Below are 13392 nucleotides of genomic sequence, written 5' to 3' on the forward strand. Positions count from 1 at the left end.
CCGGTAGCGATTGGGCTTTCGTGGCGAGCGGGCTTGCCCCGCGTTGGGCTGCGCAGCAGCCCCAGTAAAAACACCGCGTTCTACCAAGCAAACCGCGGTGTCTGGCTTTAGGGCTGCTGCGCAGCCCAACGCGGGGCAAGCCCGCTCGCCACACTCAAATCACGCACTCAAGGGCGGTGTCACACCTGGGATTGTGCGCCTTCGAACCACTTCAGCTTTTCGCGCAATACCACCACTTCACCGACGATGACGAGTGTTGGCGCATGCACTTCATGCTCCGCCACCATGCGCGGCAAATCCGCCAGGGTGCCGGTGAAGACACGCTGGTTGGAGGTGGTGCCCTGCTGGATCAACGCCGCCGGCGTATCCGCCGAGCGACCATGCTTGATCAGCTGTTCACAGATAATCGGCAAGCCGATCAAGCCCATGTAAAACACCAAGGTCTGCGACGGGCCAACGAGGTCATGCCAAGGCAGGTCCGAGGTGCCGTTTTTCAAATGCCCGGTGATAAACCGCACTGACTGCGCATAGTCGCGATGGGTCAGCGGAATTCCGGCATACGCCGCGCAACCACTGGCCGCCGTGATACCCGGCACCACCTGAAACGGAATGCCATGGGCCGCCAACTCTTCGATCTCTTCGCCACCACGGCCAAAGATGAACGGATCGCCACCCTTGAGGCGCAGTACACGCTTGCCTTGCTTGGCCAGGTCCACCAATTGCTGGTTGATCTGGTCCTGCGGCACAGCATGATCGGCGCGACGTTTGCCCACGTAAACCCGTTCGGCATCGCGACGGCACAGTTCGAGAATGGCCGGCGCCACCAAGCGGTCGTACAGCACCACGTCGGCTTGCTGCATCAGGCGCAAGGCGCGGAAGGTCAGCAGGTCCGGATCACCCGGGCCTGCGCCCACCAAGTAAACTTCGCCCGGCGCATGTGGCGGTTTCCCGTTGACCTTTTCGATCAGCAGGCGCTCGGCCTCATCGCCCTGCCCGGCCAACTGGCGGTCGGCAATCGGGCCCTGGAAAACTTCTTCCCAGAACGCGCGACGCTGCTGCACATCCGGATACAAACCTTTGACCTGAGCACGAAAACGCGCCGCCAACCCGGCCAATTGGCCATAGGTGGACGGAATCCAGGTCTCCAGCTTGGCGCGGATCAAGCGCGCCAGTACCGGCGCATCGCCGCCACTGGACACTGCAATCACCAAGGGCGAACGGTCGACAATCGCCGGGAAGATCACGCTGCACAAGGCTGGCGCGTCCACCACGTTGACCGGCACGCAGCGACGCTTGGCATCACTGGACACTTGCGCGTTCAGTGGTTCGTCATCGGTCGCGGCGATGATCAGGGTGCAACCGTCGAGGTCGGGCTCCTGATAACCGCGCAAAATCAGTTCCCCGCCACTGCCCAGCACCAGTTCACGCAACTGGTCTTCGATCTGGGGAGCAACCACCCGCAGCAACGCACCGGCGTCGGCCAGCAGCCGGGATTTGCGCAAGGCAATCTCCCCGCCACCGACGACCAACACACGACTGCCGCGCAGGTTATGAAACAGCGGCAGAAATTCCATTTAGCCGATGACCTCAACGCCGCCCATGTACGGCTTGAGCACTTCCGGCACGCGGATGGAACCGTCGGCCTGCTGGTAGTTTTCCAGCACGGCTACGAGCGTACGGCCGACGGCCAGGCCCGAACCGTTGAGGGTGTGTACCAGCTCCGGCTTGCCGGTTTCCGGGTTGCGGAAACGCGCCTGCATGCGACGGGCCTGGAAATCACCGCAGTTGGAGCACGACGAAATCTCGCGGTATTTGTCCTGGCTCGGTACCCACACCTCGAGGTCGTAGGTCTTCACGGCACTGAAACCCATGTCGCCAGTGCACAGCGCCAAGACGCGGTACGGCAGCTCCAGCAGTTGCAGTACGCGTTCGGCATTGGCGGTCAGGCCTTCCAGGGCTTCCATCGAGGTCGACGGCTCGACCACTTGCACCATCTCGACTTTGTCGAACTGGTGCTGGCGAATCATGCCGCGCGTGTCACGCCCCGAAGCGCCGGCTTCACTGCGGAAGCACGGGCTGTGGGCCACGAACTTGATCGGCAGCTGCTTGGCGTCAAGGATTTCGCCCGCGACGATGTTGGTCAGCGACACTTCGGCCGTCGGGATCAGGTACAGGTCGGCTTCGCCGTCGCGGCTGATCTTGAACAGGTCTTCTTCAAATTTTGGCAGCTGGCTGGTGCCCATCAGCGCCGGCGCCTGCACCAGGTACGGGGTGTAGGCTTCTTCGTAGCCGTGCTCGCCGGTGTGCAGGTTGATCATGAACTGCGCCAGGGCACGGTGCATGCGCGCGATAGGACCGCGCAGCAAGGCAAAGCGTGCGCCGGACATTTTGGCGGCGGTTTCAAAATCCAGGCCACCGGTCAGCTCACCGAGCGCAACGTGGTCCTTGATCTCGAAATCAAAGGCCTTAGGCGTGCCCCAGCGGCGCACCTCGACGTTGCCGTCTTCGTCTTCGCCAATCGGCACGGATTCGTGCGGCAGATTGGGGATGCCCAGCAGGATCGAGTCCAGCTCGCTCTGAATGCCTTCCAGCTCGACTTTGCCGTCGGACAGCTCGGTGCCCATACGCTCGACGTCCGCCATCAGCGGCGCGATGTCTTCACCGCGCTGCTTGGCCTGACCGATGGATTTGGAGCGCGCATTGCGTTCAGCCTGCAGTGCTTCGGTGCGGGTCTGGACGGTCTTGCGCTGTTCTTCCAGCGCTTCGATGCGCGCAACATCCAAGGCAAAGCCACGGGATGCCAGGCGGTCCGCTACGTCCTGAAGGTTGCTACGTAACAGTTTGGAATCGAGCATGTCGGTCTCTCGTTATCAAAGTTTGGTCAAGGACAGGCCAGCCCAGGTGGCGAGCAGCCCGCCGAACACGCTGATGCCCAAGTAGCCGAAGGCGACCAGGGCTTGCCCGCTTTCCAGCAGGCGCAGCGTATCCAGTGAAAAGGATGAAAAGGTCGTCAGACCGCCTACAAAGCCGACAATCAAGCCGGCGCGAATCTCAATCGGCACTTCCGGGCGCAACAGGAACCAGCCGTACAACAGCCCGATGATCAAGCAGCCCACCAGGTTGACCGCCAGGGTCGCCGCATAAAAATGCTTGGGCCAGTTGGCGCTCACCCACGTACCGGCGGCGAAACGCAATAATGTACCAGCGATGCCGGCTACGGACACGGCAAGAATGGTCTTGAGCACTACTTTCTCCGCTGTTTGGGGCTGAGGCGATCGAGTTGGGCGAGGTGATTGAGCTTTTCACCAATCTTCAGCTCCAGCCCACGGGGCACCGGCTGGTAGAACGGCTGCGGCTCAAGCTCATCGGGAAAATAGTCTTCACCGGCGGCGTAGGCGTCCGGCTCGTCATGGGCATAGCGGTATTCGTCACCGTAGCCCAGTTGTTTCATCAGCTTGGTCGGGGCGTTGCGCAGGTGCAACGGCACTTCCAGCGAGCCGTGTTCGGCCGCAGCGCGCAGGGCCGACTTGAAGCCCATGTAAACGGCGTTGCTCTTGGGAGCGCAGGCCAAGTAAGTGATGGCCTGCGCCACCGCCAACTCGCCTTCCGGGCTGCCGAGGCGCTCCTGCACTTCCCAGGCGGCGAGGCACAGGCTCAGCGCGCGCGGGTCGGCATTGCCGATGTCTTCGCTGGCCATGCGCACCACACGGCGCGCCAGGTACAGCGGGTCGCAGCCGCCGTCGATCATGCGCGCAAACCAGTACAGCGCGCCGTCGGGGTTGGAGCCGCGTACGGATTTGTGCAGCGCCGAGATCTGGTCGTAAAAGGCTTCGCCCCCCTTGTCGAAGCGCCGGCGAGTGTCGCCCAGCAGGCTCTGCAGGAGGTCGACGCCGATCTCGCTGTGGTCCTCGGCCAGATCCGACGCGTTCTCCAGCAGGTTGAGAAAGCGCCGACCGTCGCCATCGGCGGCGCTCATCAAAATCTTGAAGCCTTCGTCGCTGAGGCTGAGCTGGCGTTTGCCCAAGCCCTTGTCTTCGCTCAATGCACGCTGCAACAGCTTGCGCATCGCGGCTTCGTCCAGGCTCTTGAGCACATAGACCCGCGCCCGCGACAGCAATGCGTTGTTGAGTTCAAACGACGGGTTTTCGGTGGTGGCGCCGATAAAAATCAGCGTGCCGTCTTCGACATACGGCAAAAACGCATCCTGCTGCGACTTGTTGAAGCGGTGCACCTCATCAACGAACAGGATGGTGCGCTTGCCGTATTGCCCGGCCTGCTGCTTGGCCACCTCAACCGCCTGACGGATCTCCTTGACCCCGGCCAACACCGCCGAAACCGTTTCGAAGTGCGCATCCGAGACCTTCGCCAGCAAGCGCGCCAGGGTGGTTTTACCCACGCCTGGCGGCCCCCAGAAAATCATCGAGTGCAGCGCACCCTGCTCCAGGGCTTCGCGCAATGGCTTGCCGCGAGCGAGCAGGTGTTCTTGCCCGACGTACTCGTCCAGGTTGGTCGAACGCAAACGCGCGGCCAAGGGTTGAGCAATCGGGTCACTTCGAAACAAATCCATGGGCAGCGCTTGAAACCTCTAAACAGTTTATTCCTGGATCACGTCGGCACCCTTGGGGATGACGAACTTGAACTTGGAAGCATCCACGACGCCGTTGGCCTTGACCGCGGAGAACAGGATATCGGTGCGCTGACCAACGCTGTCGATCAGGCGCATGTTGTTGATCACGCCATTGCCAAACGACAGTTGCAGGCTGTCAAACAGCGTGTCCTTGGACTTGGGCTTGAGGGTGAACTCAATCACGTTGCTGGTTTGCTTGGAGGTGATATCAAAACTGTCGCTGATTTTCGACACATCGCCCGACAGCAGCAGCGCCGGGGTCTGGTTCAAACGCGGGTCGAGCTTTTTGATGGTCGCCTGCTCCAGGTCCGGGTCCCACAAGGTGACTTTCTGGCCGTCGGAGACGATGGTCTGCTCGTTCGGCGCGTCGGTTTTCCAGTAGAACAGGCCCGGGCGCTGTACAGCCATCTCACCGGCGGTTTCCTGCAACTGGGTGCCGCCACCATCCAGGGTCAGCTGGGAGAAGCGCGCCGTCAGGGTCTTGGATTTGTCCAACAGGTTGGTCAGGCTGGCCACGGAGGCCGGATCAGCGTGGGCCGAAACAGCAGTCAGGGCCAGGGCCGGCAACAACAGCATGCGGATAAGACGCATGGGAGTCCTCATTGAGTCGTTAAGGCGAGCCGCGTGCTGCCACGCGGCACGAGATCAGTCGCGCATCTGCCCGGGGGCGATGACTTCGCGCGAGCCGTTGGTGTTCATTGCGGTCACGACGCCAGCGTTTTCCATGGCTTCGATCATGCGGGCGGCGCGGTTGTAGCCGATTTTCAGTTTGCGCTGCACCGCAGAGATCGAGGCACGGCGGCTTTCAAGCACGAACGCCACGGCTTCGTCGTACAGCGCGTCGGTTTCGGCGTCGTCGTCACCACCGCTGCTGCCACCGTCGAAGCCGCTGCCGGCCTCTTCGACACCGGCGAGGATGTCGTCGTTGTATTCCGGGGCGCCGCGCAGTTTCCAGGCTTCCACCACGCGGTGTACTTCGTCGTCGGAAACGAACGCGCCGTGAACCCGGATCGGCAGGCTTGTGCCGGGCGGCATGTAGAGCATGTCACCGTGACCCAACAGTTGCTCGGCGCCGCCTTGGTCGATGATGGTGCGCGAGTCGATTTTGCTGGAAACCTGGAACGCCATGCGCGTCGGGATGTTGGCCTTGATCAGACCCGTGATCACGTCCACCGATGGCCGTTGGGTCGCCAGGATCAAGTGAATACCGGCCGCCCGGGCTTTCTGAGCGATACGTGCGATCAGCTCTTCAACCTTCTTGCCGACGATCATCATCATGTCGGCAAACTCGTCGACCACGACCACGATGGTCGGCAGCTTGGTCAGCAGCGGCGCTTCGTCGTGGATATTTTCGCGCTTGTACAGTGGGTCGGTCAGCGGCGTGCCGGCGTCCTGGGCTTCCTTGACCTTGGCGTTGAAGCCCGACAGGTTTCGTACGCCCATCTTCGCCATCAGTTTGTAGCGGCGCTCCATCTCGGCCACGCTCCAGCGCAAGGCGTTGGCGGCGTCCTTCATGTCGGTGACCACCGGGCAGAGCAGGTGCGGAATGCCTTCGTAGATCGACAATTCCAACATCTTCGGGTCGATCATGATCAGCTTGGCGTCATCCGGGCCAGATTTGAACAGGATCGACAGGATCATCGCGTTCACGCCCACCGATTTACCGGAACCGGTGGTACCGGCCACCAGCAAGTGCGGCATTTTCGCCAGGTCGGTGATCACCGGCTTGCCGCCGATGTCATGGCCCAGGGCCAAGGTGACCGGCGATTTGAAGTTGTCGTATTCCGGCGTCGACAGCACTTCGGAGAAGCGCACGATCTGCCGGTCTTCATTGGGAATCTCGATGCCCACGGTGGTCTTGCCGGGGATCACTTCCACCACACGCACACTGGTCACCGCTAGGGAGCGGGCCAAGTCTTTGGCCAGGTTGGAAATGCGGCTGACCTTGACGCCGGCGGCGGGCTGGATTTCGTAACGGGTAATAACCGGGCCCGGGTGGATCGAGTCGACGGAAACTTCGACGCCGAATTCCTTGAGTTTGATTTCCAGCAGATGGCCGACGGCCGCCAGGGACTCCGGGGAATAATTGAGTTGTTTCTTTTCGGCCGGGTCGAGAATCGAGATCGGCGGCAAGGTGCCTTCCACGGCGCTGTCGATAAACAACGGCGCCTGTTTCTCTTTCTGTACGCGATGGCTCGGCTCGGGAGCCTTGGGCGGCGCTGGGGCGATCACCGGCGGCACCTGCTTCTCGCGGTCCGACATGTGCTTGCTCAGTGCCTGCTCGCGCTCGATCAGGCGCTCCTTGACCTTGGCCTGTTCGCGTCGGTCCGGTGTGCTTGGGGCCACCACTTCGTTGACGCGGGTGTCCACCTCGCGCAGCTGTGCAACCATGCGTTTGCGATCAACGCGCGCCGACCACCAGCGGTTGGCCGCACCCTGGAACAATTCGAGCAGGTCGAGGGTGATCTTGCCGGTGACGTCCATCACCTTGAACCACGACAGGTCGGTGAACACCGTCAGGCCGAACAGGAACAGCGCGATGAACATCAAGGTGCTGCCCTGGATATTCAGGCTCTTGCGCGCCAGGTCGCCAAGGCTCTCGCCCAGCGCACCGCCCGCGCCCGCCGGCAAACCGGTGGGCGCATGAAAGTGGATGTGCGCCAGGGCCGCACCGGACAGCACCAGAAACACCAGGCCGATCAAACGCCAGGAGAACAGCCAGCCGCTCCACTGCCACGGCTCGTGGCGCTGGCGGAAGATCTGCCAGGTCTTGATCGCCAGCAACAACGGGAAGATGTACGCGAAGTAACCCAGCACCATGAACAGAATGTCGGCGCTGTAGGAACCGGCAGGTCCACCGAAGTTCTGCACGTCTTCGATCTTGCTGTTGTGGCTCCAGCCTGGATCGTCCTTGCCATAGGTCAGCAAGGCCATCATCAGGAACAGGCACAGGGCGCCGATGGCGATCAGCGCCCCTTCCTTGAGTCGGTAGTGCAGGTGCTGGCGCCAGGCCGGCACGACTGCTGCTTTAGGTGTTGCGGCGGATTTCTTCAAAACGGGTCTTTTCCTGCGCCTTTAGCGCGTCCATCTGTTGAATGACTGCACACTACCGCTCAATCCGAGCGGCTGAAAAATGAACGAACGTCGCTGAATCTACTTTTAACACTGGGTGATGAAAGGGTGAAATGGCGATAACGCCACAATGGCCGCATTGTACGGGTTTGCGCCCGCGATGCCACGCCCTTGCCCATCACTGAGCAGCATAGACAAATGAAGTGTCACAGCATGTTCAATTTGAGCATGCATTGTCTTTGCTGACAAAGGCTTATGAGCTGTTTTTAGCAATCCAGGCAAGCTTGGCAAATGGCCTGCATTGTCTGGACCCGATTACGACCGCGACTCGGGCACAGAGTTGCAGAAACACGCGCTCACGCTAATCCTCGCCGATACCCGATTCGGGCTGGCCCCACAGCGCTGTGTCGACAATAATCACCGTTGCTGCGGCCGGCAACCCGCCTGCCACTCCCCTCCCCTTCCGTAAGCCTGGATGCCATGCTGACCTGGTTACAACGCGACTCCCTGACTTTTCCGCCGCTGGCCAAGGCCATGCGCGAACCCAATGGCCTGCTTGCCGCCGGTGGCGACCTGTCGGCCGAACGCCTGATCCAGGCTTACCGGCATGGCTGCTTTCCATGGTTCTCGCAAGGGCAACCGATTCTTTGGTGGTCACCCGACCCGCGCACCGTGATATTCCCCGACGAACTGCATGTCTCGCGCAGCCTCGGCAAACTGCTGCGTCAGCAGCGTTACAGCGTGACGTTCGACCAGGACTTCGCTGCCGTCATCCAGGCGTGCGCCGCACCGCGCAGCTACGCCGATGGCACCTGGATCACCGAGGGCATCCAGAACGCCTACCTGGAGCTGCACCAGCGCGGCTACGCACACTCGGTGGAAGTGTGGGATGGGGGCGAACTGGTTGGCGGTCTGTATGGGCTGGCGATGGGCCAACTGTTCTTTGGCGAGTCCATGTTCAGCCGTGCCGACAACGCGTCGAAATTCGGTTTCGCCACCCTGACCCGGCAGTTGCAGGCCTGGGGTTTTGTGCTGATCGACTGCCAGATGCCCAATGACCACTTGCACAGCCTTGGCGCGCGCGCCATACCGCGCAGTGATTTCGCGGCCTTCCTGCGTAACCATTTGGACCAACCCAGCTCTGGACCGTGGGTTTCCTAGGCGACTTCCTCACACGTGGCTTACACTTATTTCAAAGCTTATCCCGAGGGTTGATCATGACCGAGCTGGCGCGCTTGAAGTTTTATGCCACTCAAGCCCACTCTTGCAGCTATCTGCCCGACGAGCAGGCCACCACGCTGTTCCTCGACCCCAGCCAGCCAATGGACGTGCACGTATACGCCGACCTGTCAGAGATGGGTTTTCGGCGCAGCGGCGATCACCTGTACCGCCCCCATTGCCAGAACTGCAATGCTTGCGTACCGGCACGCATCCCGGCTGCGCAGTTTTTGCCGGACCGTAACCAGAAACGCATCCTCAAGCGCAATGCCGACCTGACGGTCACTGCCACCAAGCCTCAGTACAGCGAAGAATATTTCGACCTCTACCAGCGCTACATCGAACAACGCCATGCCGACGGTGACATGTTCCCACCCAGTCGCGATCAGTTTTCGACGTTCCTGGTGCGCGACCTGCCGTTTTCTCGGTTCTATGAGTTTCGCCTGGACGGACGCCTGCTGGCGGTGGCCGTGACCGATCTGCTGCCCAACGGCCTGTCGGCGGTGTATACGTTCTACGAGCCAGGCGAAGAACGTCGCAGCCTGGGACGCTTTGCAATTTTGTGGCAAATCGGCGAAGCCTTGCGTCTGGAACTGGAGGCGGTGTACCTCGGTTACTGGATAAAAAACTGCAAAAAGATGAACTACAAGACCCAATATCGGCCCATTGAGCTACTTATTAATCAAAGATGGGTCACGCTTAACTAGAACCCCTTGGCTTAAACACCCTTTTTCGGGCACAATGCACGCCGCTTTTGCCTGGCGCAGTTGCACCGGGCCATTCACTGGATACCGAGGGCTTTACTGCATGTCGAAAGAAGACAGCTTCGAAATGGAAGGCACTGTCGTCGACACCCTGCCCAACACCATGTTTCGTGTGGAGTTGGAAAATGGGCACGTCGTAACCGCGCATATCTCCGGCAAGATGCGCAAGAACTACATTCGTATTCTTACCGGTGACAAGGTGCGCGTTGAGCTGACGCCCTATGACTTGAGCAAAGGGCGCATCACTTACCGCGCTCGTTAATCAAGTCAATACAAAACGCCCGGTTCTGCCGGGCGTTTTTGTGTGTGCGCTGTCTATCCAGACGCGCGAGATTAATAAGGGAGTTGGCTTACCGCCGATAGCGTAATCACAGTAAGCACGTCGCTGACTGATCTATCCGATCGCAGGCGAGCCAGCTCCCACAATTGATCCTCAGCGTTTGAGACAGACAGCAAAAAGGCGCCCTTGGGCGCCTTTTTGCTTTGTTGCGGTCAGCGATATCAGGCCATTTCGGCCGTGGTTTCGAAATCGAAGGTCAGCTCGCCGTCCTTCAGATCGATATGCACCACGCCGCCATGGTCGGAAAGCTCGCCGAACAGGATCTCTTCGGCCAGTGGCCGCTTGATCTTGTCCTGGATCAGACGTGCCATTGGGCGAGCGCCCATTGCCGCATCGTAACCACCCTCCGCCAGCCAATTGCGTGCCGCGTCCGTTACATCCAACTGCACGCGCTTGTCTTCCAACTGCGCTTGAAGCTCGGTAAGGAACTTGTCCACCACGCTTTTGATGACCTCATGGCTGAGGCGACCAAACTGGATAATGGTGTCCAGGCGGTTGCGGAATTCCGGCGTGAAGCTTTTCTTGATCACTTCCATCGCATCAGAGGAGTGATCCTGATGCGTAAAGCCTATCGAAGCCCGCGCAGCGGTTTCAGCACCGGCGTTGGTGGTCATGATCACGATCACGTTGCGGAAGTCCGCCTTGCGCCCGTTGTTATCAGTCAGGGTCCCGTGATCCATCACCTGCAGCAGCAGGTTGAAGACTTCCGGGTGGGCCTTCTCGATTTCATCGAGCAGCAACACACAATGCGGCTGCTTGGTGATCGCCTCGGTCAACAGACCGCCCTGGTCGAAACCGACGTAGCCTGGAGGCGCACCGATCAGGCGCGACACCGTGTGGCGCTCCATGTATTCGGACATGTCAAAGCGCACCAGCTCAATGCCCATGGCCTTGGCCAACTGCCGCGCCGCCTCGGTCTTGCCGACGCCGGTAGGGCCTGCGAACAGGAACGAACCGACCGGCTTGTCCGGCGACTTGAGGCCCGCACGCGACAGCTTGATCGCGGTAGACAGCGAGTCGATGGCCGCGTCCTGGCCGAACACGGTGAGCTTGAGGTCACGCTCCAGGTTACGCAGCAGCTCCTTGTCGGAGCTGGTGACGTGTTTTGGCGGAATCCGCGCGATCTTCGCCACGATATCCTCAACCTGAGGCACGTCGATGCGCTTCACGCGCTTCTCGACAGGTTGCAGGCGCTGGTAGGCACCCGCTTCGTCGATCACGTCGATGGCTTTATCCGGCATATGCCGGTCATTGATGTAGCGCGACGCCAGTTCAGCCGCTGCGCGCAGCGCCTCATCGGTGTACTCGATGCCATGGTGCGCTTCGAAACGCCCCTTGAGCCCGCGCAGGATGCCGATAGTGTCTTCAACCGAAGGCTCGGACACGTCGACTTTCTGGAAGCGACGCGCCAAGGCACGGTCTTTCTCGAAGATCCCGCGAAATTCCTGGAACGTGGTCGAACCGATGCAACGGATATCACCCGACGACAGCAACGGTTTGAGCAGGTTGGAGGCGTCCATCACCCCACCGGAAGCCGCACCGGCACCAATGATGGTGTGGATCTCATCGATAAACAGGATGGCTTGCGGGCGCTTTTTCAGCTCACCGAGCAGCGCCTTGAAGCGCTTCTCGAAGTCGCCACGGTACTTGGTCCCGGCGAGCAACGCGCCCAGGTCAAGGGAGTAGACGACACTGTTGGCCAGCAGGTCAGGCACCTGGTTATCGACAATTCGCTTGGCCAGGCCTTCAGCAATCGCGGTTTTACCCACGCCCGCCTCGCCCACCAGCAATGGGTTGTTTTTGCGACGACGCGCGAGGATCTGCGCTACGCGCTCAACTTCAAGCTCGCGGCCCACCAGCGGGTCGATCCGCCCCTGGCGCGCCAACTCGTTGAGGTTGCTGGCATAGGCATCCAGCGGGTTGCTTGAAGAAGAAGACTCACCGCCCTCGTCGTCCTGCATATCCTGCTCACCCTCGGAATGATCGCCGTGCCCTGGCACTTTGGAGATACCGTGGGCGATGTAGTTGACGACATCAATACGCGCAACGCTCTGCTGCTTGAGCAGAAACACTGCCTGGCTTTCCTGTTCGCTGAAGATAGCCACAAGCACATTGGCGCCTGTGACTTCACGCTTGCCGGAGCTCTGGACGTGGAATACCGCACGCTGCAAGACCCGCTGGAAGCCCAGGGTTGGCTGGGTTTCGCGGTCCTCGTCATGCACGGGGATCAGTGGCGTAGTGGAGTCGATAAACTCCTGCAGGTCATGCTTGAGTTTGTCGAGGTTGGCGCCGCACGCACGTAGAACGGTGGCGGCAGCTTCGTTATCCAAAAGTGCCAGCAGCAGGTGCTCGACGGTCATGAATTCATGACGCTTCGAACGGGCCTCCTTGAAGGCAAGATTAAGGGTGACTTCGAGCTCGCGGTTTAACATAGCTTCACCTCATACCCAAGTGGTCGGCGTTAACCGTCCTTCTCGATTTCACAGAGTAGCGGATGCTGGCTTTCCCTGGCGTACTGGTTGACCTGCATGGCCTTTGTCTCGGCGATGTCGCGGGTAAACACTCCACATACTGCCCGTCCTTCTGTGTGAACGGCCAGCATTACCTTGGTCGCCAACTCGCGGTTCAGGTTAAAAAACACCTCGAGTACTTCGACCACGAAATCCATCGGTGTGTAGTCATCATTGAACAAAACCACCTTGTACATCGGCGGCGCCTGTAAGGCAGGCTTCGCTTCCTGAACAGCAATGCCCGCAGAACCGTCGTCGTCATGTTCCTGATCCGGGCGATCCTGATTGAATGTTAGTCGAATCTGGCTGTTTGCATGCATGGAAAGAAAGGTTCGTCAGTGGTTCAAGTACAGTGATGGGGGCGACCTGTCAGAATTTCAACTCTGACCCAATGGTCGCCTTGACTATCGGCGAATCAGTGTTACAACCAATAGAGCCCACAGTGGGTAAAAAAGGTCCGCGCAGTCAACCTTATTTATTCGGGTTAGGACGGATAAACTGGATGATACTCCAGTGATGGAGTCTGGTGCAGAGGGATATGGTATGTCTGGCGTCAAGATCAATGGCAAGGTCAAATGGTTTAACAATGCCAAAGGCTACGGTTTCATAAATGCAGAAGGAAAACCCGAAGAAGATCTCTTTGCGCATTATTCAGCGATTACCATGGACGGGTACAAGACGCTGAAAGCGGGCCAAGCAGTGACATTTGAAACCATTCAGGGGCCCAAGGGACTGCACGCCGTTGCAATCTCGGCGGCTGAGGCACAAACAGAGGCGCTGCCACCTGAAGAAATGCACGAAAAGAAGCTCAAGACAGATCAGCCCACTCAATCGAAAAAGAAGCAAACGGCCTGATCAGTT

12 protein-coding genes are annotated in these 13392 nt (G+C 59.9%); 4 read left to right on the plus strand and 8 right to left on the minus strand.

Features of this window, described 5'->3' with window-relative positions; all coding sequences use genetic code 11:
* Window positions 1-179: 179 nt before the first annotated feature.
* From cysG to C4J83_RS18295, 6 genes are read right to left on the minus strand one after another with little or no spacing between them, the layout of a single operon-like run.
* On the minus strand, window positions 180-1574 hold the full coding sequence (cysG, locus tag C4J83_RS18270) for a siroheme synthase CysG (RefSeq protein WP_119736257.1): 1395 nt from the start codon (window positions 1572-1574) through the stop codon (window positions 180-182).
* A complete protein-coding gene (gene serS, locus C4J83_RS18275; protein WP_106579855.1) occupies window positions 1575-2855 on the minus strand; it encodes a serine--tRNA ligase in 1281 nt (426 codons plus the stop codon).
* A 15-nt stretch (window positions 2856-2870) separates the two neighbouring features.
* Window positions 2871-3245 (minus strand): fluoride efflux transporter CrcB, encoded by a 375-nt coding sequence (gene crcB / locus C4J83_RS18280; RefSeq protein ID WP_124417846.1) that lies wholly within the window; start codon window positions 3243-3245, stop codon window positions 2871-2873.
* Window positions 3245-4567, minus strand: coding sequence for a replication-associated recombination protein A (locus C4J83_RS18285; RefSeq protein WP_106579856.1), 1323 nt, complete (start codon window positions 4565-4567; stop codon window positions 3245-3247). The genes crcB and C4J83_RS18285 overlap by 1 nt, the downstream gene beginning before the upstream one ends.
* 27 nt (window positions 4568-4594) lie before the next feature.
* Entirely contained in the window at window positions 4595-5218 is a 624-nt protein-coding gene (gene lolA / locus C4J83_RS18290; RefSeq protein ID WP_106579857.1) for an outer membrane lipoprotein periplasmic chaperone LolA, read from the minus strand.
* 54 nt (window positions 5219-5272) lie between these two features.
* Window positions 5273-7681 (minus strand): DNA translocase FtsK, encoded by a 2409-nt coding sequence (locus C4J83_RS18295; protein WP_106579858.1) that lies wholly within the window; start codon window positions 7679-7681, stop codon window positions 5273-5275.
* Between the two features lie 498 nt (window positions 7682-8179).
* Between C4J83_RS18295 and aat the strand changes: the two genes are divergently transcribed.
* The 3 genes from aat (at window position 8180) to infA (ending at window position 9943) form a co-directional block, all read left to right on the plus strand.
* A complete protein-coding gene (gene aat / locus C4J83_RS18300; protein WP_119736259.1) occupies window positions 8180-8860 on the plus strand; it encodes a leucyl/phenylalanyl-tRNA--protein transferase in 681 nt (226 codons plus the stop codon).
* Between the two features lie 56 nt (window positions 8861-8916).
* Window positions 8917-9624, plus strand: coding sequence for an arginyltransferase (locus C4J83_RS18305; RefSeq protein WP_106579860.1), 708 nt, complete (start codon window positions 8917-8919; stop codon window positions 9622-9624).
* A 100-nt stretch (window positions 9625-9724) separates the two neighbouring features.
* On the plus strand, window positions 9725-9943 hold the full coding sequence (gene infA / locus C4J83_RS18310) for a translation initiation factor IF-1 (RefSeq protein WP_002553999.1): 219 nt from the start codon (window positions 9725-9727) through the stop codon (window positions 9941-9943).
* 239 nt (window positions 9944-10182) lie between these two features.
* On the opposite strand, the gene clpA is transcribed toward infA, so the two are convergent.
* The gene (gene clpA / locus C4J83_RS18315) at window positions 10183-12453 is read right to left on the minus strand and encodes an ATP-dependent Clp protease ATP-binding subunit ClpA (protein ID WP_106579861.1); all 2271 of its coding nucleotides are present in this window, start codon (window positions 12451-12453) and stop codon (window positions 10183-10185) included.
* A gap of 29 nt (window positions 12454-12482) precedes the next feature.
* Window positions 12483-12851, minus strand: a complete 369-nt coding sequence (gene clpS, locus C4J83_RS18320; RefSeq protein WP_005789091.1) for an ATP-dependent Clp protease adapter ClpS — start codon at window positions 12849-12851, stop codon at window positions 12483-12485.
* A gap of 223 nt (window positions 12852-13074) precedes the next feature.
* On the opposite strand from clpS, the gene cspD reads away from it, so the two are divergent.
* Window positions 13075-13386, plus strand: coding sequence for a cold shock domain-containing protein CspD (gene cspD, locus C4J83_RS18325; protein ID WP_119736261.1), 312 nt, complete (start codon window positions 13075-13077; stop codon window positions 13384-13386).
* The last annotated feature ends 6 nt before the right edge of the window (window positions 13387-13392 follow it).

Source organism: Pseudomonas sp. LBUM920 (assembly GCF_003852315.1).
In the GTDB taxonomy this organism is placed as follows: domain Bacteria; phylum Pseudomonadota; class Gammaproteobacteria; order Pseudomonadales; family Pseudomonadaceae; genus Aquipseudomonas.

Coding starts and splice junctions, on each gene's coding strand:
- C4J83_RS18285 (WP_106579856.1), bottom strand. CDS start 4,567: ATGGATTTGTTTCGAAGTGACCCGATTGCTCAACCCTTGGCCGCGCGT.
- C4J83_RS18305 (WP_106579860.1), top strand. CDS start 8,917: ATGACCGAGCTGGCGCGCTTGAAGTTTTATGCCACTCAAGCCCACTCT.
- aat (WP_119736259.1), top strand. CDS start 8,180: ATGCTGACCTGGTTACAACGCGACTCCCTGACTTTTCCGCCGCTGGCC.
- clpA (WP_106579861.1), bottom strand. CDS start 12,453: ATGTTAAACCGCGAGCTCGAAGTCACCCTTAATCTTGCCTTCAAGGAG.
- serS (WP_106579855.1), bottom strand. CDS start 2,855: ATGCTCGATTCCAAACTGTTACGTAGCAACCTTCAGGACGTAGCGGAC.
- cspD (WP_119736261.1), top strand. CDS start 13,075: ATGTCTGGCGTCAAGATCAATGGCAAGGTCAAATGGTTTAACAATGCC.
- cysG (WP_119736257.1), bottom strand. CDS start 1,574: ATGGAATTTCTGCCGCTGTTTCATAACCTGCGCGGCAGTCGTGTGTTG.
- lolA (WP_106579857.1), bottom strand. CDS start 5,218: ATGCGTCTTATCCGCATGCTGTTGTTGCCGGCCCTGGCCCTGACTGCT.
- infA (WP_002553999.1), top strand. CDS start 9,725: ATGTCGAAAGAAGACAGCTTCGAAATGGAAGGCACTGTCGTCGACACC.
- clpS (WP_005789091.1), bottom strand. CDS start 12,851: ATGCATGCAAACAGCCAGATTCGACTAACATTCAATCAGGATCGCCCG.